The sequence below is a fragment of the Ampullimonas aquatilis genome, assembly GCF_049675895.1.
Lineage (GTDB): Bacteria > Pseudomonadota > Gammaproteobacteria > Burkholderiales > Burkholderiaceae_D > Ampullimonas > Ampullimonas aquatilis.
The window spans coordinates 1957848-1979607 of the sequence record NZ_CP183834.1 but is presented as its reverse complement, the minus strand read 5'-3'; the positions used below and the strand labels follow the sequence as shown (position 1 = coordinate 1979607).

Here is a 21760-nt window from a genome sequence, read left to right as displayed (position 1 = left end):
CCTATGACGACGCCTGCTTATAAACGTGTTTTGCTAAAACTGTCAGGCGAAGCCCTGATGGGGGATGATTCTTACGGCATCAACCGCGATACGATAGAACGTATGGTGGCTGATGTAGTGAAAGTAGCACGTTTGGGCGTCGAAGTGGCAGTCGTGATCGGTGGTGGCAATATCTTTCGCGGTATTGCCCCGGGTGCGCAGGGGATGGATCGCGCCACTGCCGATTATATGGGAATGCTGGCTACGGTCATGAATGCGCTTGCATTGGCCGATGCAATGCGCCTGCAGGATGTGACTGCGCGTGTGATGTCAGCCATCAATATCGAACAGGTGGTTGAGCCGTATATTCGTCCCAAAGCTCTGCAATATCTGGAAGAGGGTAAGGTTGTTATTTTTGCTGCGGGAACTGGTAATCCATTCTTCACTACGGATACGGCAGCTGCATTACGTGGTGCGGAAATCGGTGCGGAAATCGTGCTTAAGGCGACCAAAGTGGATGGCGTCTATACTGCCGACCCTAAAAAAGATCCCAATGCCACGCGCTATACGACTATTTCCTTTGATGAGGCAATCATCAAAAATCTACAGGTTATGGACGCAACGGCTTTTGCCTTGTGTCGTGATCAGAAGTTGCCTATCAAGGTATTTTCAATTACCAAGCCTGGTGCCTTGACCCGCGTTATTATGGGCGAGGATGAAGGTACATTGGTGCATGTTTAAGCGGCCTTAAGTTCAGGAGTACAAATGACGATTGCTGATATCAAGAAAAATACCGATCAGAAAATGCAGAAGTCGATTGAGTCGTTGAAAGCCGATTTGGCTAAAATCAGAACCGGTCGTGCCCATACTGGTATTCTTGATCACGTTCAGGTTGATTACTATGGCTCGCCAATGCCAATCAACCAGGTAGCTAATCTGACTCTGATTGATGCCAGAACAATTGGTGTGCAACCATGGGAAAAAAAGCTGGTAGCTGCTGTTGAAAAAGCAATCCGTGATTCTGATCTTGGTCTCAATCCGGCTACACAAGGTGACGTGATCAGGGTTCCAATGCCTGCTTTGACAGAAGAGCGTCGCCGCGATTTGGCTAAAGTGGTCAAGGGTGAAGGAGAAAATGCCAAGGTGGCAATTCGTAATTTGCGCCGCGATGCCAATGAGCAACTCAAGAAGCTTTTGAAAGACAAGGCTGTTTCAGAAGATGATGAGCGTCGTGCTCAAGATGAAGTGCAAAAATTGACCGACAAGTTTATTGCCGAAATTGACAAACTGGTTGTGACCAAAGAGTCAGAAATCATGGCTGTATAAGATCAAGTCAGGTTGGCAACTGTTACCTTGTTTTTTGTAATGTTTTTTAAAGGTCTATCTGAATGAGTCTGTCTCGGATATTCAAGTCTGGTAGTAAGGCTGAATTGCTTGAGCAACTCAAGGTGCCGTGTCATATCGCCATCATCATGGATGGTAATGGTCGATGGGCAACCCAGCGTTTTCTGCCACGCTTTGCTGGTCACACCAAGGGTGTCGATACAGTTAGACAAATTGTCGAAACCTGCGTTGATCGTGGCATCGAGTACCTGACGCTGTTTGCATTCAGCTCTGAAAACTGGCGACGCCCACCAGAGGAAGTCAGTATGTTGATGCGCTTGTTTGTTACCGCCCTTGAGCGTGAAGTTCGCAAAATGCATACAAATGGCATACGTTTGCGCGTTGTTGGTGACTTGTCCGCATTTGATGAAAGTTTGCAGGCAATGATTGCTGATGCTGAGAGTAAGACGGCAGGTAATTCACGCATGACACTGACGATTGCGGCGAATTATGGCGGTCGTTGGGATATGGTGCAGGCAACCCGTCAGTTGATTGATGCTGGTGTGAAACCTGATGAAGTTAGTGAAGAAGCAATTTCTTCTCGCCTTTCTATGGCTTATGCACCAGAACCGGATTTATTCATCCGTACCGGCGGGGAGCAACGTATCTCCAATTTTCTCTTATGGCAACTCGCTTATGCCGAGTTGTATTTCACGCCAACTTACTGGCCTGATTTTGACGCCAAAGCCCTGGATGAGGCGATTGCTTCTTTCCAGAAAAGAGAACGTCGATTTGGTAGAACCAGTGAACAGGTTCAAGCCGTTACTACAGGCTAGTTAGCCAACGTCATGCTTAGATTACGTGTATTAACAGCCATCGTTTTACTTGGCATAGCAATACCCGTTACCCTGTATCTTCCTCCAATTGCTTTCAAAATCATGACACTGATTTTTGTTATGGTTGGTTTTTGGGAATGGCTAAGATTACTGGATCTATCTGCTCATGTTTCTAAAGCCTGGTTGGTCGTGGCAACAATACTGGACTTATTACTATTGCCCGATGTGACAGCCGAGTTGGCCAATTATTTGCGTTTGTTATGGCTCGGCGCGGCGTTTTTTTGGCTGATTGTTGTCATCTTTTTCTTACCTCGAGGTATCTTGGCATTAAGTCGACCGGTGCGACACTGGATGGCATTGCTGGGTTTATTGATTCTCATGGCGGCCTGGACGGCATTGCAAACTTTATACAAGATTGATTTATTTCTTTTGTTTTCAGTTTTGCTAGTTGTTTGGGTGGCAGATATTGGGGCTTATTTTGCAGGCAAACGTTTTGGCCGACATAAACTGGCGGTTACTATCTCACCTGGTAAAACCTGGGAAGGTGCCTTGGGTGGTGTGATATTGGTGTTTGTTGTTTCCATCCTTTTAGCAAACAATAATGACTCACCTACTTTGGCAAAAATACTGATTGAACGATTTGGTTGGCCTGGTTTTGCGATAGCGCTTTTAGGTTTGGTTGCCATTTCGATTGTTGGCGACCTTTTTGAATCTCAACTTAAGCGTATGGCAGGTCGTAAGGATTCAAGTCATTTATTACCAGGTCATGGTGGTGTTCTTGATCGAATTGATGCACTCTTGCCGGTACTGCCTTTGGCAGCGTTAATCCTCACCTGATATGCAGTCTATAACTATTCTCGGAGCAACTGGCTCTATTGGCGAAAATACGCTGGACGTCATCAGTCGACATCCAGATAAGTATTCTGTCTATGCACTTACGGCACATCATAAAGTAACTCGTTTACTGGAGTTGTGTTTGCTGTATCGTCCCAAACTGGTGGTGATTGGTACGACGACTGATGCCAAATTTCTAGAACAGGCCTTGAAAGAGCATGATTTACCCACGCAGGTGACTTACGGCAGTCAAGCACTGTGCGATGCAGCATCTGCTGACGAGGTTGATGTTGTCATGGCAGCCATTGTGGGGGGCGCTGGTTTGGCGCCAACGTTGGCCGCGGCCTCTGCCGGTAAAAAAATATTGCTGGCCAATAAAGAGGCATTGGTTATGTCTGGCAATTTGTTTCTTGCTGCAGCGGAGCGTAGCGGAGCAACGATCTTACCCGTTGACAGTGAACATAATGCTATTTTTCAGGCGCTGCCGATGGTGGCACAGCTTGATCGTAAGCTAATTGAGTCGACCATTTCAAAGATTATTCTGACGGCTTCTGGTGGTCCATTTCGTCAAACTGAGCTCGCTTTGCTTGAACAGGTTACCCCTGACAGTGCCTGTGCGCATCCAAATTGGGTCATGGGTCGAAAAATCTCGGTTGATTCCGCCACCATGATGAATAAGGGATTGGAAGTTATAGAGGCGCATTTTCTATTTAATTTACCCAAAGAAAAGATTGAAGTGCTGATTCATCCTCAAAGTATTGTGCATTCATTGGTTGCCTATGCAGATGGCTCCATGTTGGCTCAATTGGGTGAACCAGATATGAGGATTCCGATTGCGCATTCCTTAGGTTTTCCTGAACGTCTTGAATCTGGTTCAAGATTGCTTGACCTGACTAAAGCGGCAAGCCTGACTTTTGAAGAGCCGGATCTTAAGCGTTTTCCATGTCTTGACCTGGCATTTCAGGCCATGCATATGGGAGATTCAGCACCAATTATATTGAATGCAGCCAATGAAATTGCGGTGGCTGCGTTTCTTGATGGGCAGATTGCGTTTACTAGAATTCCTGACGTTGTGGCACGTTGCCTGGAACGTTTGGCAGTGATAGCGGTCGATTCTATCGAAACCATTTTTCATATTGATAAAATGGCACGTGAAACAGCACTTGAGCAAGTCAAGTCATTGAAACTGTCAAATTAAGGATTCCATGGATTTGCTGACTACCCTGATGGCCTTTCTGCTTGCCCTTGGCACCTTGATATTTGTCCATGAATTTGGGCATTATCAAGTGGCAAAATGGTGTGGCGTGAAAGTCTTGCGTTTTTCACTTGGGTTTGGCAAACCGCTGTTGCGTTGGGTACGTGGTACGGACAAGACCGAATGGGTCATCTCCGCAATTCCTTTTGGTGGCTACGTCAAAATGCTTGATGAGCGTGAGACCGAAGTACCTATTGATACCAGTGAGTTGCCAAGAGCTTTTAACCGGCAAAAAGTCTGGAAGCGTTTTTGTATTGTTGCCGCTGGTCCACTGGCTAATCTGATACTTGCAGTACTCCTATACACCGCTCTCAATATTGCTGGCATGGATGAGCCAGTGCCAATCCTTGCTAAACCTGAGCAGGGCACGATTGCCGAGCAAGCCGGACTGGTTTCTGGCGATACGATTACCGGTCTGACTATTAATGGCCAGCAGCATGAAGTGATTCGTTCGTGGAATGATTTGCGTTGGCAGCTCCTTAATTATCTGGTTGAGAAGAAACAGTTGACTTTTGATGTGCAGCAAGAGGGGGGGCAAACCCATCAGTCTGCCTTACTGGACTTGGCTCAATTTGACAGTAGTAATCTCGAAGGCGACTTCATGCATCGACTGGGCCTGGAGCTTGCCAAACCACAGGCCATACTGGGTGAAATTGTTCCTGGTAGCAGTGCTGATGAAGCTGGCTTGAAAAGTGGTGATCGGATTGAAAAGATCAATGATGCCGATGTGCCTAACGGTACAGAGTTTGTCAAACAGATCCGTGCTAATCCTGGGCAGGAATTGCAATTGACAGTGACGCGCACCGAAAATGGAGATGTTCGTCAATTACGCCTGGTTGTTACGCCAAAAGCAGCAGACGATAAGGCGGCAAACGGTCAGGTTCAGAGAATTGGGCGGATTGGTGCCGCAGTCGGTGGCCAGCCCAAGATGGTCAATGTTTCGTATTCGCCAATGGAGGCATTTGACCGGGCTTTTTCCAAGACTTGGGAAATGAGTGTGTTTTCCGTGAAAATGATGGGCCGTATGTTGGTGGGTGACATTTCATGGCGCAATCTTTCTGGGCCGGTGACGATTGCCGACTATGCTGGACAGAGTGCTCGTTTGGGAATGAGTTACTATGTCGGCTTTATCGCCTTGATTAGTATCAGCTTGGGTGTATTAAATCTCATGCCTGTACCCGTATTGGATGGGGGGCATTTACTGTATTATTGCGTCGAAATATTGTTTGGCAGGCCAATTCCGGAAATCTGGCTGGAACGGTTCCAAAGGGTTGGATTAGTTTTAATTCTGGTTATGATGGGCCTGGCCATGTTTAACGATATTTCCAAATTGGTTGGTTAATTCACGGGCCTCGCAAGAAGTGCGCGGGGTCGATTCTTAGAACAAACATAAATTCTATTTTGAACGCCACTTTTCCCCCTCGTAATTTTCAATCTTCCCGATCTATGCATTGCCGCTTGCTTAAGCTATCGCTCGTCGTTTCTTTACTATTTGCAGCACAGCATGCCGCTGCGGTTGAGCCATTCAAAGTACGAGATATTCGTGTTGAAGGCATTCAGAGAACTGAGGCAGGTACCGTTTTTGGTTATTTGCCAGTTCGTGTCGGCGATACCTTCAATGATGAAAAAGGTGTGCAAGCCATTAAATCTTTGTTTGCAACTGGTTTTTTCAAAGACGTTAAATTGGAAGTTGAAGGTGATGTTCTCGTTGTCATCGTCGAAGAACGTCCCGCCATTGCATCGATTGAATTTAGTGGTACCAAAGAGTTTGATAAAGAGGCCTTGAAGAAGGCACTGAAGGAAATTGGTGTTGCTGAAGCGCGTATTTTTGATAAATCAGCTATTGAGCGTGCTGAACAGGAACTGAAGCGTCAGTACTTGTCTCGTGGGCTTTACTCTGCTGAAGTAAGCACAACGATTACGCCTCTGGAGCGAAACCGGGTTGCTGTCAGTTTTTCGGTGGTGGAGGGTGTGGCAGCAAAAATCCGTCAGATTAATATTGTTGGCAACAAGGCTTATAAAGAATCCGATCTGCTTGATTTATTGAATTTGCGCACACCGGGTTGGTTGACTTGGTATACCAAGGCTGATCAGTATTCCAAGCAGAAACTTGCTGGTGATCTGGAATCATTAAAGTCTTATTATCTAAATCGGGGTTATCTGGAGTTTCAGATTGAATCAACCCAGGTATCGATCACACCAGATAAAAAAGATATTTTTCTGACCATCAATATTCGCGAGGGTGAACGTTACACGGTCAAAGATATTCGCATGGAGGGAGAAACCTTCGGCAAAAAAGACGAGTTGTTGAAACTGGTGTTATTGAAGTCAGGTGATATTTTCTCTAGTGAAAAACTGACAGAATCTACCAAGCAGATTAATGACCGATTGGGTAACTACGGTTATGCATTTGCCAATGCGAATGCCCAGCCAGAAGTTGATCGTGAGAAAAAAGAAGTGACCTTTACGATTTTCGTCGATCCTGGCCGTCGTGCCTATGTTCGAAAAATCAATATCGCTGGTAATACTCGGACGCGTGACGAGGTGATCCGTCGCGAGTTCCGCCAGATGGAAAGTGCTTGGTATGATGCAGACAAAATCAAGATGTCACGTGATCGAGTGGATCGCTTAGGTTATTTCAAACAAGTCAATATTGAAACGCCGGAAGTGCCAGGTACCAGTGATCAGGTTGATGTGAACATTGGTGTGGAAGAAAAACCAACTGGCAACATTCTTCTTGGTGCGGGTTTTTCGAGTTCTGAAAAAATCGTGTTGTCAGCTTCAGTTCAGCAGGACAATGTATTTGGTAGTGGCAAGACTGTCGGTGTGGCGGTCAATACCAGTAAGACTTCTCGAACCATATCGGTTTCACAAACTGATCCTTATTTCACGCCAGACGGCGTTTCCCGTTCTTACGATCTATACAGTCGCAGGTTTCAGCCGTACAGCACTTCAGTAAGTGGTGATTATCGTATTACCTCCAATGGTGGCAATATTCGTTTTGGTGTGCCATTTACTGAGCTGGATACGGTTTTCTTTGGTTTCGGTTTTGAAAATACTAATCTAGAAACCTATGCCAATGATGGGATTCACGTCAATAGTCCATTGCGTTATGTGGACTATGTCAACCGCTTTGGTAAAACCAGTACTGCCTTTCCGGCAACGGTTGGCTGGGCGCGAGATAGTCGTGATTCTGCGATTGCGCCAAGTCGTGGTCGAGTTCAGCGAGCCAACCTGGTATTAGCCTTGCCGTTTGGTGATGTGAAGTACGGAACGATCTCTTACCAAGATCAATACTTTTATCCGCTCAGTCGAAAATTCACCTTGGCTTTCAATGGCGATGTTTCTATGGGCCATGGCTATTCTGGGCAAACTTTGCCGGTATTTAAAAACTATTATGCAGGTGGTATTGGTTCGGTGCGTGGCTATCAATCTGCCTCGCTCGGTCCGCGCGATACATTGACGACAGGGAGTCAATATATCGGTGGCGCAACAAGGGTAATTGGTAATATTGAGTTTTTATTCCCATTCCCGGGTAGTGGCAATGATCGCACCTTGCGCATGTTTACCTTCCTGGATGCTGGTAATGTGTTTGAAGAGGGGCGTAAAATCGAATTTAATAAGCTCAAGTACTCTACCGGTATCGGGCTGTCATGGATTTCTCCGGTTGGCCCACTCAAATTGAGTTTTGCCAAGCCGATTCGACCAGATCCAACTGATCTATTACAAAAATTTCAGTTTCAGCTAGGCGCAGGCTTTTAATCAGAAATTTGTATTTCTGGATAGAAAATACTCATACTCACTTATGCAAACCAATATGATGAAGTCTTCTGTATTTAAATTGTTGACGATGATTAGTTTTTCTTTTGCCATGCATGGTTTGGCTGCGCAAGAGACTAAAAGTGCTTCAACATCCGCTGAAATTAAGGACAATACGCCAGCAAAAATTGGTGTGGTCAGTACCGAACGTATTTTTCGAGAGTCCAATCTTGCCAAGGCTGCTCAGACCAAGATTGAAGGTGAATTTCAAAAGCGTGATAAAGACTTGCAGGATTTGGCCGCCAAGTTGAAAAGCCTGTCCGAAAAGCTCGAAAAAGAAAGCTTAACCATGTCCGAGACTGAGCGTTCCAGGCGGCAGCGTGAATTGTCCGATCAGGACAAGGATTTTCAGCGCAAGCAACGCGAATTTAGAGAAGATCTGAATCAGCGCCGCAATGAGGAACTGGCTTCGCTGACTGAGCGTGCCAATCGTGTGATCAAACAGATTGCTGAGCAAGAGAAGTACGATATTATTTTTCAGGAAGCGGTTTATGCCAGCCCAAGGATTGATATTACTGAAAAAGTCCTGAAGGCTTTGAACGCAGCTAAATAAGGAGTATCCATGTCACTGACGCTGAAAGAGCTGGTGATGGCTCTGGGCGGTGAGGTGGTGGGTAATGAAGCCTTGCAGGTAAGGCGCATTGCGCCGCTGGATGTTGCCGAAGCGGCCGATTTGGCATTTCTGGCCAATCCCAAATATCGATCGCAAGTGCTGAACAGTTTAGCTGGTGCTGTTGTGCTTGATCAATCCTCTTATGAAAATCTGACTGCCGACGTTCAGCTTGCTGCAACGCGCTCCTGGATTGTTCATCCCAAGCCGTATCTGTTTTTTGCGCATGCAGCACAAATGTTTGCTGCGCTACAGGCTGATCAGGTATTGCCGGGGCGTCATCCAAGCGCAGTGATTGCTGCCGATGCGCAAATTGATTCAACTGCAACGATTGGCCCGCATTGCGTGATTGAGTCGGGTGTACGAATTGGCGCAGGTGTCGAGCTGGTTGCACACGTCTATGTCGGTAAGCGTGCCATCATTGGCGCAGGTAGCAAGTTGAATCCACATGTCAGTATTTATCACGACTGCCAGATTGGTGAACGCAATTTGATTCATGCATCAACGGTCATTGGCTCGGACGGTTTTGGTTTTGCCAAAGATGGCGAGACCTGGGTCAAAATTCCACAGACTGGACGAGTCATTATTGGTAATGACGTTGAGATCGGTGCTTCGTGTTCAATTGATCGTGGTGCCATGGCCGATACGGTCATTGAAGACGGTGTGATACTGGACAATCAGATACAGATTGCTCATAACGTCCATATTGGTGCTCATGCAGCGATTGCCGGTTGCGTCGGTATTGCTGGTAGTGCCCGAATTGGCCGGGGCTGCACAATCGGCGGCAGCGCGGGAATTCTGGGCCATTTGAGCTTGGCTGAAGGCGTGCACATTTCTGCTTTTTCATTGGTGACTCGTTCACTCAGTGAGCCGGGGTTGTACAGTGGCATTTACCCCTTATCAAAAAATGCCGAGTGGGAGAGGAATGCCGTGTTGCTGCGTAATCTGGACAAATTACGCGATCGCATCAAGGCATTGGAACAACAAATCAAACATAACGACAAGACATCAACATGAACGCACTCGACATTCATCAAATCATGGAGTTTTTGCCCCATCGCTATCCGATCTTGCTGGTAGATCGGGTATTGGAGATGGAACCTAATAAGCGCATTCTTGCACTCAAAAACGTGTCCATCAATGAACCTTATTTTGTGGGGCATTTTCCCAATCATCCGGTTATGCCGGGGGTGTTGATTCTTGAGGCACTGGCCCAGGCAGCTGCAATTTTATCTTTTAAATCGATTGAGCCAACTCCTCCAGAAGGGTCAATTTATTATTTTGTGGCGATTGATAAGGCGCGCTTCAAAAAACCAGTGATGCCAGGTGATCAGCTCAAACTGGATGTTGAAATTACTCGGAGCACCCGTGGTTTTTGGAAGTTTGTGGCCAAAGCCCTGGTGGATGGCGCGGTTGCTGCGGAAGCCGAGCTGATGTGCACAATGCGTCAGCCGGGCGAATAAGCAGATGGCATTCAAGGAGCTGCAATGAGTATTCATGCTACGGCGATTATCGACAAGGCTGCGCAACTGGATGAAGGTGTGACCGTTGGTGCGTTTACTGTCATCGGACCACATGTTCAGATTGGCAAGGGCACCCAGATTGGTCATCATTGCGTGATTGAAGGTCATACGACGATTGGTCAGGATAACCATATCATGCATTTTGCCTCGCTGGGGGCGGCACCCCAGGACAAAAAATATAAGGGTGAACCAACCCAATTGGTGATTGGTGATCGCAACACCATCCGCGAGTTTGTGACTTTTAATCTGGGGACGACCCAGGATACCGGTATTACCAAAATTGGTAATGACAACTGGATCATGGCTTATGTGCACATTGCCCATGACTGCATGGTCGGCAATCACACGATTTTTGCCAATAACAGTCAATTGGCTGGTCATGTCGAAGTCGGTGATTGGGTGATTCTGGGCGGTTTTACCGGCGTGCACCAGTTTGTCAAAATTGGTGCTCATGCATTTACTGCCATCAGCAGTGTGGTGTTGCAAGACATCCCGCCTTTTGTGATGGCAGCAGGCAATACAGCTGAGCAACACGGCATCAATACCGAAGGTCTGAAGCGCCGTGGTTTTAGCAAGGATGCCATCACGGCAATCCGTGCTGCGCACAAAACCTTGTACCGCAGCAGCCTGACCCTGGAAGAGGCCAAGATTACGCTGTCGAGTAAATTGGATGAATACCGCGCTGCCAATCAGGTGGATGTTGTACCGCATATTGAATCTTTCCTTAATTTCCTGAGTCAGGCCACTCGAGGCATCGTTCGTTAAATGACTGAGCTGGCCTTGGGAATGTGCGCCGGAGAAAACTCTGGCGATCTACTGGCTAGTCTGTTGATGGGCGGCATCCAGGCTCAAAGCCCGGCAGCACGTTTTTATGGTATTGGCGGGCCGCGCATGGTGGCCAAGGGTTTTGATGCCCGATGGCCTGCCGAACGGCTTGCGGTACATGGCTATATTGAAGCACTCAAGCGTTATCGAGAGCTGGTCGGGATTCGCAATCAGTTTCGCGAGCAGATGCTGGCTGTGCCACCGAATGTGTTTGTGGGAATCGACGCACCTGATTTCAATCTTGATCTGGAAATCAGCCTGAAGGCGGCCGGGATTCCCACTGTGCATTTCATCAGCCCCTCTATCTGGGCTTGGCGCGGCGAGCGTATTCACAAAATTAAGACAGCAGTGGATCATATGTTGTGTGTGTTTCCGTTTGAGGCGCCACTGTATGAACAGGCGGGTATTCCGGTCACGTATGTTGGTCATCCTTTGGCCGAAGTGATTCCGATGCAAGTTGATGTACAGGCAGCAAGGCGTCAATTGGGCATTGCCAGCGATGCACTGGTCGTGGCGCTTTTGCCCGGTAGTCGCAATGCCGAAATCCGCTATATTGCGCCCGCTTTTTTGGGTGCAGCAAAACTGATGCTGAAGCAGCGACCTGAATTGCAGTTTGTGCTACCGGCAGCCAATCCCGACTTTGCGGGCAAAGTGGCCGCACTTGCGCAAGCCATCGACTTACCCTTGAGAATTACCGATGGTCAGTCCCACCAGGTATTGGCGGCTTGTAATAGCGCAATTGTGGGCAGTGGCACGGCCACGCTGGAAACCGCCTTATTTAAAAAGCCGATGGTGATTGGTTACAGGATGAACTGGTTGCAGTACAAAATCATGTGGCCCAAACGCTACAAACCCTTTGTGGGCCTGCCCAATGTACTGGCTGATGACTTTATCGTGCCCGAGCTGCTGCAAGATGATTGCACGGCAGCAAAACTGGCTGCTACCGCGCTCAAACAACTGGACGATCATGCCGGTAATGAGCGGCTGTTGGCGCGCTTTGTCGAATTTCATCATGCTCTGCAACGCAATACGGCCGAATTGGCCGCGCAGGCCGTACTTGGTGTGGTGCGCTGATGCAGACACAGTTGTTATTGAGCAGTGAGTCTGGCTTGCTGGTTTGTGGGGTGGATGAAGCGGGTCGTGGTCCTTTGGCAGGGCCGGTGGTGGCTGCTGCGGTAATCCTTGATCCCAATCAACCCATTGATGGCTTGCGTGACTCCAAGAAACTGTCTGAAAAGCAGCGTGAAAGATTGTTTGATGTGATTCAGTCACGCGCCTTGGCCTGGTCAATTGCGGAAGCCAGCGTGCAGGAAATTGATCAGATCAATATTTTGCAAGCCACCATGCTGGCCATGCAAAGGGCAATCGACAGCCTGCAACCGCGCCCAGGTAAGGCTTTGGTGGATGGCAATCGTGCGCCAAAGGTGAGTATTGAAGTCGAAACCATCATCAAGGGCGATGCGAAAGAGCCCGCCATTTCAGCCGCCTCGATTCTGGCCAAGGTATATCGTGATCGTCTGCTGCATGTGTTGCATGCAGCCCATCCGCAGTATGCGCTGGATATTCACAAGGGTTATCCAACGGCCCTGCATCTGGCGCGTCTGGCAGAGCATGGTGCTTCAGCCTGCCACCGTCTGACCTTTGGCCCGGTACGCAAAGTGCTCGCGCAGGTATCCTGATAAACTCACTGTAATAATATACTGCTATAGTGTATTTAAAATTAGTCAATATATATGCACTTAAGCAACTATAATTTAATTATCTGCTAGGGAGTATGCCTAAAAATGAGCATTTCCGACGCTGCCAAAAGCATTTCCTCGCGGGATAATCCAACCCTCAAACGGCTTCGTTTACTGGCGGAGTCGGCAGTGGCACGTCGACAGCACGGTGCAACCATCCTGGAAGGGATTCACTTGGCGCAGGTCTGGTTGGCGCGTTGTGGGCCGCCTAATCTGGCGCTCTTCGCTGAGTCGGCTTTGGGCAAACCGGAAACGGCGGCGCTCTGGCAACAGCTCAATCCAGCTGTCCGTATTGTAACAGCAGATCATCTGTTCAAGTCACTCAGTCAACTTGAAACCGGGCAGGGCGTGCTGTTTGAAGTCAGCTTGCCGATCATTGAGTTACCGGCAAAATTGGAACAGTCCTGTGTGATTTTGGATGGTGTGCAGGATCCGGGTAATGTTGGCTCCATTTTACGTAGCGCCGCCGCCGCCGGCATTGGCTGGATTCTGACCACGCGTGGTACGGCGCAATGCTGGGCGCCCAAGGTTTTGCGCGCCGCAATGGGCGCGCATACGGCATTGCAGATTATGGAAGGTCTGACGCCGGAAGATTTTCTGCCGCGCTTGGCGGTGCCCATCATTGCCACGAGTTCACATGCTGAGCAGTCGATCTATCAACTCAATTTAAACAGTTCTGTGGCCTGGGCAATGGGTAATGAGGGCGCTGGAGTGTCGGCAGCATTGCAAGCGCAGGTGACACATTGGGCAGGCATTCCACAACCCGGTGGCGAGGAATCCTTGAATGTTGCGGCCGCTGCAGCGGTCTGTCTGTTTGAACAGGTGCGCCAGCAATTGCAGGTTGGCTAACCGCTGATTCTGGCTATTTAATCTTGGCCAGAATCAAGCGAGCAAAATCAATCAAATCTGCTTAGCTCAAGCGCACAAACTTGATCGTATCCAAAATCGTGGTGGCGATTTCTTCAATCGATTTATTGGTGGTTGAGGCGGAGCGGATTCCTTCCCGACGCATCATTTTTTCCACTTCATTGACTTCATAGCGGCAGTTTTCAATCGACGCATATTTGCTGCCAGCCCGACGTTCATTGCGAATCTCAGACAAACGATCGGCACTGATGGTCAGGCCAAACAGTTTTTTCTTGAATTCATACAAGGCGGTAGGCAATTTGCCGCGCTCAAAATCATCGGGGATCAATGGGTAGTTAGCGGTTTTGATGCCATGCTGCATAGCCAGATACAGGCTGGTCGGCGTTTTACCGCTGCGTGAAACACCCACCAAAATCACATCAGCAGCGGCCAGGTTTTTATTGGACTGACCATCATCATGTTCCAGCGAAAAATTGATTGCCTCAATGCGGCTCTTGTAGGCTTCCGTGTCGGCAATATTATGGGAACGACCAATCCCATGATTCGATTTGACGCCAAACTCTTGCTCTAGTGGTTCAATAAAAGTCTGAAACATGTCCATGAACATGCCGCGTGCCTTGCACACCACGGCATTGACTTCCGGATTAACCAGTGTCGAAAAAACAATGGGTTTTTTGCCATCCACAATGAAGGCTTCGTCGATCTTGTGAACGGCTTCCCGGCCTTTTTCGACTGAATCCACAAATGGAATACGGATTTGTCGAAAACGGATATCAAACTGAGCCAGAATCGAGCTGCCGAAGGTTTCGGCTGTAATGCCGGTGCCATCCGAGACAAAAAAAACTGTACGAACGGGTTTATTGGGGCGCAAGGCATCTTCCAGCACACCGTTATTGTTGCGAAGTACCGCGGTATCAATGAAATCGGGCATGGTGATTATGTTTTTTTCAAAAAGACAACAAAAAATGGAATTCCGTGATCGAGTTCAGATTATGCCTGTGTTGGGTTCGTGCCAACAGATGTAAGCACAAGGTACAATCAAATTAATATTACATTGCGAAATCGTGTTTTAAAAATTGCATGTATTGAAGATGGCATCATCAAGTTATTTTTCATGTCTGACCATTGAATCGCTGGAGCTTGCTCGCGGCAGACTAACCGGATTTTTCACATCAAAAGGGTAATTATGTCCAACCAAAATAATGCGAATGTCATTGCATTTGAACACTTGCGAATGGCTGATGTTGATTCAGTCGGCGGCAAGAACTCCTCCCTGGGAGAAATGATCAGCCAGCTCACTGCCAAAGGTGTGCGGGTACCCGGTGGTTTTGCCACAACAGCCAATGCCTTTCGTGAGTTTTTGGCCCACAACGGTCTGGCCGATAAAATTGCACAACGCCTGTCGACTCTGAATGTCGACGACGTCAAATCGCTGGCAGTAGCCGGTGCCGAAATTCGTCAGTGGATTATTGATACGCCATTTCCAGCCGCGCTCGACAAGGAAATCCGCGAGCAATATATCAAGCTGGTGGCCGATTCCACCAGTGAAATGTCATTTGCGGTGCGCTCATCGGCCACAGCTGAAGATTTGCCGGACGCTTCATTTGCCGGTCAGCAAGAAACTTATCTGAATGTGGTCGGTATCGATAACATTCTGGAAGCCATGAAGCATGTATTTGCTTCTCTATATAACGATCGCGCGATTTCTTACCGTGTTCACAAGGGTTTTGCGCATGCCGAAGTGGCATTGTCCGCTGGTGTGCAGCGCATGGTTCGTTCCGATGTGGGTTCATCCGGTGTGATGTTTACCCTGGATACCGAATCCGGTTTCCGTGATGTGGTGTTTATTACTGCCAGCTATGGCTTGGGCGAGACCGTCGTGCAGGGTGCTGTCAATCCTGACGAATTCTATGTTTTCAAACCCACTTTGAAACAGGGCAAATATCCGATCATTCGCCGCTCGATTGGCTCCAAACTGATCAAGATGGAATTTACCGACACCGCTGTCGCTGGTCGCTCCGTCAAGACAGTAGACGTGCCTTCCGAATTGCGTAACCGTTATTCCATTACCGACGAAGACACCATCGAACTAGCCAAATATGCGATGATCATTGAAGAACATTATGGTCGTCCAATGGATATCGAATGGGGCAAGGATGGTCGTGATGGCAAGATTTACATTTTGCAAGCGCGTCCTGAAACCGTGAAGAGCCAGGCCGGTGGTCGTGCTGAACAACGCTTCAAACTCAAGGGTTCTTCACCGGTTCTGACAACAGGTCGTGCGATTGGTCAGAAAATTGGTTCTGGTCCAGTCCGTATTATTAACGATCCAGCTGAAATGGAACGGGTTCAACCAGGTGACGTACTGGTTGCTGACATGACCGATCCAAACTGGGAACCGGTCATGAAACGCGCTTCTGCGATTGTGACCAACCGTGGTGGTCGTACCTGCCATGCAGCCATTATTGCGCGTGAACTGGGTGTGCCAGCTGTTGTTGGTTGCGGTGATGCGACCAGCAAGCTGCGTGACGGCACATTGGTAACCGTGTCTTGCGCCGAAGGTGATGAAGGCAAGATTTACGACGGTCTGCTCGAAACGGAAGTGACTGAAGTAGTGCGTGGTGAAATGCCCGCCGCTCCCGTCAAGATCATGATGAATGTGGGTAACCCACAACTGGCTTTTGACTTCCAATCCATTCCTAATTCCGGTGTCGGTCTGGCTCGTCTTGAGTTTGTGATCAACAATAATATTGGTGTGCATCCCAAGGCAATTCTTGACTACCCACAAATTGATGCCGATCTGAAAAAAGCCGTTGAATCGGTTGCCCGTGGTCATGCCAGCCCACGCGCCTTCTTCATCGACAAACTGACGGAAGGGATTGCCACGATTGCTGCAGCGTTCTATCCAAAACCCGTGATCGTGCGTTTGTCCGACTTTAAGTCAAACGAGTACAAGAAACTGATTGGTGGTTCACGCTATGAGCCCGATGAAGAGAATCCAATGTTGGGTTTCCGCGGCGCTTCACGTTATATCGCAGAAAGCTTTGCCGAGTGTTTCGAAATGGAATGCCGTGCAATGAAAAAGGTTCGTGAAGAGATGGGGCTGGATAACGTTGAAATCATGGTGCCGTTTGTGCGGACAGTAAGCCAGGCTTCGCGCGTGATTGATCTGCTCGCCAAACATGGCTTGAAACGCGGCGAAAATGGTCTGCGTGTGATCATGATGTGTGAAGTGCCATCCAATGCGATTCTGGCTGATCAATTCCTGGAATACTTTGATGGCTTCTCAATTGGTTCCAACGATTTGACCCAGCTGACATTGGGTCTGGATCGAGACTCCGGTATGGAGCTGCTGGCCGCGGATTTTGACGAACGTGATGCCGCTGTTAAGTTCATGTTGTCACGCGCCATTGCAGCATGTAAGGCCAAAGGCAAATATGTTGGTATCTGCGGTCAAGGTCCTTCAGATCATCCTGATTTTGCTGAATGGCTCGCCAATGAAGGTATTGAGTCGATCTCTCTGAACCCCGATACTGTGATTGATACTTGGCAGCATCTGGCTAAAACCGTTACCAAAAAGTAAGGTTGATGCATCTGTTGGGTGAATGAGATTCACTTGACAGCACTGCCAGTAAAAAAGGGCACTGACGCAAGTTGGTGCCCTTTTTTATTATTTGGTGGTACGCTAAGCGTCTCTGTTTTCTTTGAGTTCAATCCCATATGAAGCCTGAATATTTTTGGTTTGCCATGGCGGCAGTGCTGGTCATCCTTGAGCTGGTCAGCAGCACTTTCTATCTTTTGGTATTGGCGGTTGGTGTGCTGGTGGGTGGTGTGGTGATCTGGCAGGGTGGCAGCTTGCCAGCGGCACTCTTAACTGCGGCAGTCGTGAGTGTGATCGGTGTCACCATCTTGCGCCGGACTCGTGCTAAAAATTTCAATGAAGGTCAGGATGCCAGCCAGGATCCCAGTGTGCAGATTGATATTGGCCAGACGGTTGAGGTTCCAGCGTGGCAGCATGGGGTGGCCAGAGTTGCCTATCGTGGCAGTCATTGGGACGCAGAAATTGAGGCTGGGCAAACCGCGCAGCCAGGTCTGTTTGTCATCAAAGCCGTAAAGAATAATCGACTGATATTGGCACCTGTAAATTTGCCCAATTAAAGTTGTTATGAACATGCTGCGTGGACAGGCGTCGCCCTGACGACATCATCAAGCGAATCAAACCTGATTCGTTCATCGTAATTTTGGAGGAAATATGGATTTAGGCGCATTGGCTTTAATCGTTTTGATTGGCGCAGTGGTATTGGTTATCAAGTCATTTAATGTGGTGCCTCAGCAGCACGCCTGGGTGGTAGAACGCTTGGGTAAGTTTGATCGCACCTTGACGCCAGGTCTGAGTCTGATTTTTCCTTTTATCGACCGAGTGGCCTACAAACATTCATTAAAAGAAATTCCCTTGGATGTGCCCAGCCAGATTTGTATTACTCGTGACAATACCCAGCTCACCGTTGACGGTATCTTGTACTTTCAGGTGACCGATCCCATGCGTGCATCGTATGGCTCATCCAATTACATCATCGCCATTACGCAACTGGCACAAACCACACTGCGTTCGGTAATCGGCAAGATGGAACTCGATAAAACCTTTGAAGAGCGTGACCAGATCAATGCCAGCGTGGTGCAATCATTGGATGATGCCGCCGCCAACTGGGGTGTCAAGGTATTGCGCTATGAAATCAAGGATCTGACGCCACCCCAGGAAATTCTTCGCTCGATGCAAGCCCAGATCACCGCCGAGCGTGAAAAGCGCGCCTTGATTGCGGCTTCTGAAGGACGCAAACAAGAGCAGATCAATATTGCGACGGGTGAACGGGAAGCCTCGATTGCCCGCTCTGAGGGCGACAAGCAGGCGGCGATCAATAATGCGCAAGGTGAGGCCGCGTCGATTTTGGCCGTGGCCGAAGCCAATGCCACTGCCATCAAACAGATTGCGGCCGCGATTCAGTCACAAGGTGGTATTGAAGCCGTCAATCTGAAGGTGGCTGAACAATACGTCAATGCATTTGGCAACCTGGCTAAAACCAATAACAGCATCATCGTGCCTGCCAATCTGGGTGATATCTCCGGGCTGATTGCCAGTGCCATGCAAATCGTCAAGGCGCAAAAATAATTGATCGTCGATGCAATCAGCTCGTGATTGACTCCCTCACGAGCTGATTGCACTTGGTGACCTGACTCAGTGCTTCATTCAGTAACTTCACCGAGCCACCCCATTCAGGCAAAGCAAATCTTTTTCGCTTTGACTACCTTAGTTTTCCACATCAGATGCTTGGCCTGGCTCATTGCCCTACGATCGTTGGTGCTGATAAAAAGCATCAAATCTGGCTACAATGAAGCCATGCAAAAGCATGACTGATGAGCTTGGCGGTTTCATCGTCTTGATCATTTTTTTGTTTCGGCCATGCCTAACGTTATATTGCCGTATTGCCCAAATCATACCAATCATAAGAAAGAACGCCCATGAAAACCAAAGCTGCGGTGGCCTGGAAGGCCGGTGAACCCTTAACGATTGAAGACGTTGATCTCGAAGGCCCCAAGGCGGGCGAAGTCCTGGTTGAGGTAAAAGCCACAGGCATTTGCCATACAGATTACTACACCTTGTCCGGGGCTGATCCGGAAGGCCTGTTTCCCGCCATTCTCGGTCACGAAGGCGCGGGTGTGGTGCTTGATGTCGGTGCTGGTGTGACCAGCCTGAAAAAGGGCGATCATGTGATTCCCTTGTACACGCCAGAATGTCGCCAGTGCAAATTCTGTTTATCGCGCAAAACCAATTTGTGCCAGTTGATTCGCGGCACCCAGGGTAAGGGTTTGATGCCCGATGCCACCAGCCGCTTTTCTCTGAATGGTCAGCCGATTCTGCATTACATGGGCACCTCGACTTTTGCCAATCATATTGTGGTGCCTGAGATTGCATTGGCCAAGATTCGCCCCGATGCCCCTTTTGACAAGGTCTGTTATATCGGCTGTGGTGTTACCACCGGCGTGGGTGCCGTGATCTTTACCGCCAAGGTAGAGGCGGGCGCCAATGTGGTGGTATTTGGTCTGGGCGGGATTGGTTTGAATGTGATTCAGGCAGCCAAAATGGTTGGCGCCGACAAAATCATTGGTGTGGATCTCAACCCGGCTCGTGAAAAAATGGCACGTAAGTTTGGCATGACGCACTTCATCAATCCCAAGGAAGTGGACAATGTGGTGGACCAGATTGTGCAGCTGACTGATGGCGGAGCCGATTACTCCTTTGAATGTATTGGGAATACCAAAGTCATGCGCCAAGCGCTGGAATGTACCCACAAGGGTTGGGGGCGCAGCATCATCATTGGTGTGGCCGAGGCCGGTGCAGAAATCAGCACCCGGCCATTTCAGTTGGTCACCGGTCGCAAATGGGAGGGCTCGGCCTTTGGCGGCGCCCGTGGTCGTACCGATGTACCGAAAATTGTTGACTGGTATATGGAAGGCAAACTCAATATTGATGATCTGATTACTCATCGTCTGCCACTTGAAAAAATCAATGAGGGTTTTGATTTGATGAAACGTGGCGAGTCAATCCGTTCCGTGGTGATCTACTGATGCAAGCACCGGGAAATAAGCTGGAAAATAAGCTGGAAAATAAGCTGGAGCTGTTAAGCGAGCACGGCTGCTTTGGCGGTCGTCAGGGCTTTTATCAGCATCAATCAAACGCGATTGGTCTGCCGATGCGTTTTTCGGTATTTGTGCCACCGCAAGCCAGGACAGGTCCTGTACCCGTCCTGTTTTATCTGGCCGGGCTGACCTGTACCGAAGAGACTTTCATGATCAAGGCCGGGGCGCAGCAATACGCGGCGCAACATGGCATTTTGTTAGTGGCACCGGATACCAGCCCGCGTCAGACAGGTATAGCAATGGCCGATGAAAGCTGGGATCTGGGTCATGGTGCCGGTTTCTATCTGGATGCCACGCAGGCCCCGTGGAATGTGCATTTCCGGATGGAAACCTATGTGGTGCAGGAACTGCGCGAGTTGATTGTCAAAGCGTTTCCTGCACAGGCTGAACGCATCAGCATTTTTGGCCATTCCATGGGAGGCCATGGTGCGCTGACGCTGGCTTTAAAGCATCCGGGTGTTTATCGATCGGTATCGGCATTTGCGCCGATTGCCGCGCCCAGCCAATGTCCCTGGGGGCATAAGGCGTTTACCCAATATCTGGGGACTGATGAAGTCACCTGGCTGGCACATGATGCCAGCAGCTTGATGGCGCAACGGCACACGCCTTATCCGGCAGGCATTCTGGTGGATCAGGGTCTGGACGACAAATTTTTACTGGCAGGACAACTTTTGCCAGAAGCTTTTGCAGCCGCTTGTGCCCAGGCCAACCAGCCATTGACCTTGCGGCACCACGCCGGTTATGACCACGGCTACTATTTCATCGGTAGCTTCATGGCCGATCATCTGGCGTTTCATGCCAAGGCGTTGTTGGCAGCGGGATGATCAAGGCACCAGTCTGTGATGATGTGATCAAGGCAGTATGAGGCAGTCTGAAAGGGCAGCGCAAAACGAATAGCGCGAATTGTCCATGCAAAAAAGCAATGCAAAAAGCCAGACTCGGCGCGAGTTTTAATCAGCGCGAATTCTGTTTGAGCAAGGCACCTTTTTCGCGTTTCCAGTCGCGCTCTTTTTCGGCATCGCGTTTGTCGTGCTGCTTTTTACCCTTGGCCAGGCCAATCTCGCACTTTACCCGGCCACGGGTGTAGTGCAGATTGAGTGGCACTAATGTATAACCGGAGCGTTCTACCTTGCCGATCAGTTTCTTGATTTCTTCAGCATGCAACAGCAGTTTGCGGGTACGTACCGGGTCGGGCGAGATATGCGTGGAAGCTTCGGGCAGGGCGCTGATATGACAGCCAATCAAAAACAGTTCGGCACCGCGAATCACCACATAGCCCTCTTTGAGCTGGGCGCGATTGGCACGTATTGCTTTGACTTCCCAGCCTTCCAGCGCCATGCCGGCCTCGAATCGTTCTTCGATGAAGTAATCAAAAAAAGCTTTTTTATTATCAATGATGCTCATCACGTAAAATTGACAGCCGTAAAGACATTTATCGGCTTAATCGTATCCTC

21 protein-coding genes are annotated in these 21760 nt (G+C 48.9%); 19 read left to right on the top strand and 2 right to left on the bottom strand.

The window, feature by feature from the left end; translation table 11 throughout:
- Positions 1–3 precede the first annotated feature (3 nt).
- From pyrH to ACMYR3_RS09080, 14 genes are all read left to right on the top strand, one after another.
- Entirely contained in the window at positions 4–720 is a 717-nt protein-coding gene (gene pyrH, locus ACMYR3_RS09145; protein ID WP_424191487.1) for a UMP kinase, read from the top strand.
- Between the two features lie 24 nt (positions 721–744).
- Positions 745–1305 (top strand): ribosome recycling factor, encoded by a 561-nt coding sequence (gene frr / locus ACMYR3_RS09140; protein WP_424191485.1) that lies wholly within the window; start codon positions 745–747, stop codon positions 1303–1305.
- Between the two features lie 62 nt (positions 1306–1367).
- On the top strand, positions 1368–2138 hold the full coding sequence (gene uppS, locus ACMYR3_RS09135) for a polyprenyl diphosphate synthase (protein ID WP_424191483.1): 771 nt from the start codon (positions 1368–1370) through the stop codon (positions 2136–2138).
- A 12-nt stretch (positions 2139–2150) separates the two neighbouring features.
- Positions 2151–2975 (top strand): phosphatidate cytidylyltransferase, encoded by an 825-nt coding sequence (locus tag ACMYR3_RS09130; protein ID WP_424191481.1) that lies wholly within the window; start codon positions 2151–2153, stop codon positions 2973–2975.
- Between the two features lies 1 nt (position 2976).
- Positions 2977–4170 (top strand): 1-deoxy-D-xylulose-5-phosphate reductoisomerase, encoded by a 1194-nt coding sequence (gene ispC / locus ACMYR3_RS09125; protein ID WP_424191479.1) that lies wholly within the window; start codon positions 2977–2979, stop codon positions 4168–4170.
- Positions 4171–4177: 7 nt separating this feature from the next.
- On the top strand, positions 4178–5569 hold the full coding sequence (rseP, locus tag ACMYR3_RS09120; protein WP_424191477.1) for an RIP metalloprotease RseP: 1392 nt from the start codon (positions 4178–4180) through the stop codon (positions 5567–5569).
- Between the two features lie 104 nt (positions 5570–5673).
- Entirely contained in the window at positions 5674–7989 is a 2316-nt protein-coding gene (bamA, locus tag ACMYR3_RS09115; protein ID WP_424191475.1) for an outer membrane protein assembly factor BamA, read from the top strand.
- An 88-nt stretch (positions 7990–8077) separates the two neighbouring features.
- Complete coding sequence (locus ACMYR3_RS09110) at positions 8078–8599, top strand: OmpH family outer membrane protein (RefSeq protein ID WP_424196431.1); 522 nt, start codon at positions 8078–8080, stop codon at positions 8597–8599.
- Positions 8600–8608: 9 nt separating this feature from the next.
- Positions 8609–9673 carry a UDP-3-O-(3-hydroxymyristoyl)glucosamine N-acyltransferase gene (gene lpxD / locus ACMYR3_RS09105; RefSeq protein ID WP_424191473.1) on the top strand — a complete coding sequence of 355 codons (1065 nt, stop codon included), beginning with the start codon at positions 8609–8611 and terminating at the stop codon, positions 9671–9673.
- Positions 9670–10119, top strand: a complete 450-nt coding sequence (fabZ, locus tag ACMYR3_RS09100) for a 3-hydroxyacyl-ACP dehydratase FabZ (protein WP_424191471.1) — start codon at positions 9670–9672, stop codon at positions 10117–10119. The genes lpxD and fabZ overlap by 4 nt, the downstream gene beginning before the upstream one ends.
- A gap of 24 nt (positions 10120–10143) precedes the next feature.
- Complete coding sequence (lpxA, locus tag ACMYR3_RS09095) at positions 10144–10944, top strand: acyl-ACP--UDP-N-acetylglucosamine O-acyltransferase (RefSeq protein ID WP_424191469.1); 801 nt, start codon at positions 10144–10146, stop codon at positions 10942–10944.
- Entirely contained in the window at positions 10945–12078 is a 1134-nt protein-coding gene (gene lpxB / locus ACMYR3_RS09090; RefSeq protein ID WP_424191467.1) for a lipid-A-disaccharide synthase, read from the top strand.
- Positions 12078–12683 carry a ribonuclease HII gene (gene rnhB / locus ACMYR3_RS09085; protein ID WP_424191466.1) on the top strand — a complete coding sequence of 202 codons (606 nt, stop codon included), beginning with the start codon at positions 12078–12080 and terminating at the stop codon, positions 12681–12683. Before lpxB ends, rnhB begins: the two co-directional genes overlap by 1 nt.
- Positions 12684–12788: 105 nt before the next feature.
- The gene (locus tag ACMYR3_RS09080) at positions 12789–13592 is read left to right on the top strand and encodes a TrmH family RNA methyltransferase (protein WP_424191464.1); all 804 of its coding nucleotides are present in this window, start codon (positions 12789–12791) and stop codon (positions 13590–13592) included.
- A 61-nt stretch (positions 13593–13653) separates the two neighbouring features.
- Here the strand turns inward: ACMYR3_RS09080 and ppsR are convergent, their stop codons facing one another.
- Positions 13654–14541 carry a posphoenolpyruvate synthetase regulatory kinase/phosphorylase PpsR gene (ppsR, locus tag ACMYR3_RS09075; protein WP_424191462.1) on the bottom strand — a complete coding sequence of 296 codons (888 nt, stop codon included), beginning with the start codon at positions 14539–14541 and terminating at the stop codon, positions 13654–13656.
- A 255-nt stretch (positions 14542–14796) separates the two neighbouring features.
- Here ppsR and ppsA point away from each other — a divergent pair, with 255 nt between their 5' ends.
- From ppsA to fghA, 5 genes are all read left to right on the top strand, one after another.
- The gene (gene ppsA, locus ACMYR3_RS09070; RefSeq protein ID WP_424191460.1) at positions 14797–17193 is read left to right on the top strand and encodes a phosphoenolpyruvate synthase; all 2397 of its coding nucleotides are present in this window, start codon (positions 14797–14799) and stop codon (positions 17191–17193) included.
- Positions 17194–17330: 137 nt separating this feature from the next.
- A complete protein-coding gene (locus ACMYR3_RS09065) occupies positions 17331–17768 on the top strand; it encodes an NfeD family protein (RefSeq protein ID WP_424191458.1) in 438 nt (145 codons plus the stop codon).
- 94 nt (positions 17769–17862) lie between these two features.
- The gene (locus ACMYR3_RS09060; RefSeq protein ID WP_424191456.1) at positions 17863–18777 is read left to right on the top strand and encodes an SPFH domain-containing protein; all 915 of its coding nucleotides are present in this window, start codon (positions 17863–17865) and stop codon (positions 18775–18777) included.
- 350 nt (positions 18778–19127) lie between these two features.
- A complete protein-coding gene (locus tag ACMYR3_RS09055; RefSeq protein ID WP_424191454.1) occupies positions 19128–20234 on the top strand; it encodes an S-(hydroxymethyl)glutathione dehydrogenase/class III alcohol dehydrogenase in 1107 nt (368 codons plus the stop codon).
- Positions 20234–21130 (top strand): S-formylglutathione hydrolase, encoded by an 897-nt coding sequence (fghA, locus tag ACMYR3_RS09050; protein WP_424191452.1) that lies wholly within the window; start codon positions 20234–20236, stop codon positions 21128–21130. The genes ACMYR3_RS09055 and fghA overlap by 1 nt, the downstream gene beginning before the upstream one ends.
- Before the next feature lie 130 nt (positions 21131–21260).
- On the opposite strand, the gene smpB is transcribed toward fghA, so the two are convergent.
- The gene (smpB, locus tag ACMYR3_RS09045) at positions 21261–21710 is read right to left on the bottom strand and encodes an SsrA-binding protein SmpB (protein ID WP_424191450.1); all 450 of its coding nucleotides are present in this window, start codon (positions 21708–21710) and stop codon (positions 21261–21263) included.
- Positions 21711–21760 lie beyond the last annotated feature (50 nt).

Excerpts from the sequence above, each read along its gene's own strand:
- pyrH (WP_424191487.1), top strand. The coding sequence starts at position 4 with ATGACGACGCCTGCTTATAAACGTGTTTTGCTAAAACTGTCAGGCGAA.
- frr (WP_424191485.1), top strand. The coding sequence starts at position 745 with ATGACGATTGCTGATATCAAGAAAAATACCGATCAGAAAATGCAGAAG.
- uppS (WP_424191483.1), top strand. The coding sequence starts at position 1,368 with ATGAGTCTGTCTCGGATATTCAAGTCTGGTAGTAAGGCTGAATTGCTT.
- ACMYR3_RS09130 (WP_424191481.1), top strand. The coding sequence starts at position 2,151 with ATGCTTAGATTACGTGTATTAACAGCCATCGTTTTACTTGGCATAGCA.
- ispC (WP_424191479.1), top strand. The coding sequence starts at position 2,977 with ATGCAGTCTATAACTATTCTCGGAGCAACTGGCTCTATTGGCGAAAAT.
- rseP (WP_424191477.1), top strand. The coding sequence starts at position 4,178 with ATGGATTTGCTGACTACCCTGATGGCCTTTCTGCTTGCCCTTGGCACC.
- bamA (WP_424191475.1), top strand. The coding sequence starts at position 5,674 with ATGCATTGCCGCTTGCTTAAGCTATCGCTCGTCGTTTCTTTACTATTT.
- ACMYR3_RS09110 (WP_424196431.1), top strand. The coding sequence starts at position 8,078 with ATGATTAGTTTTTCTTTTGCCATGCATGGTTTGGCTGCGCAAGAGACT.
- lpxD (WP_424191473.1), top strand. The coding sequence starts at position 8,609 with ATGTCACTGACGCTGAAAGAGCTGGTGATGGCTCTGGGCGGTGAGGTG.
- fabZ (WP_424191471.1), top strand. The coding sequence starts at position 9,670 with ATGAACGCACTCGACATTCATCAAATCATGGAGTTTTTGCCCCATCGC.
- lpxA (WP_424191469.1), top strand. The coding sequence starts at position 10,144 with ATGAGTATTCATGCTACGGCGATTATCGACAAGGCTGCGCAACTGGAT.
- lpxB (WP_424191467.1), top strand. The coding sequence starts at position 10,945 with ATGACTGAGCTGGCCTTGGGAATGTGCGCCGGAGAAAACTCTGGCGAT.
- rnhB (WP_424191466.1), top strand. The coding sequence starts at position 12,078 with ATGCAGACACAGTTGTTATTGAGCAGTGAGTCTGGCTTGCTGGTTTGT.
- ACMYR3_RS09080 (WP_424191464.1), top strand. The coding sequence starts at position 12,789 with ATGAGCATTTCCGACGCTGCCAAAAGCATTTCCTCGCGGGATAATCCA.
- ppsR (WP_424191462.1), bottom strand. The coding sequence starts at position 14,541 with ATGCCCGATTTCATTGATACCGCGGTACTTCGCAACAATAACGGTGTG.
- ppsA (WP_424191460.1), top strand. The coding sequence starts at position 14,797 with ATGTCCAACCAAAATAATGCGAATGTCATTGCATTTGAACACTTGCGA.
- ACMYR3_RS09065 (WP_424191458.1), top strand. The coding sequence starts at position 17,331 with ATGAAGCCTGAATATTTTTGGTTTGCCATGGCGGCAGTGCTGGTCATC.
- ACMYR3_RS09060 (WP_424191456.1), top strand. The coding sequence starts at position 17,863 with ATGGATTTAGGCGCATTGGCTTTAATCGTTTTGATTGGCGCAGTGGTA.
- ACMYR3_RS09055 (WP_424191454.1), top strand. The coding sequence starts at position 19,128 with ATGAAAACCAAAGCTGCGGTGGCCTGGAAGGCCGGTGAACCCTTAACG.
- fghA (WP_424191452.1), top strand. The coding sequence starts at position 20,234 with ATGCAAGCACCGGGAAATAAGCTGGAAAATAAGCTGGAAAATAAGCTG.
- smpB (WP_424191450.1), bottom strand. The coding sequence starts at position 21,710 with ATGAGCATCATTGATAATAAAAAAGCTTTTTTTGATTACTTCATCGAA.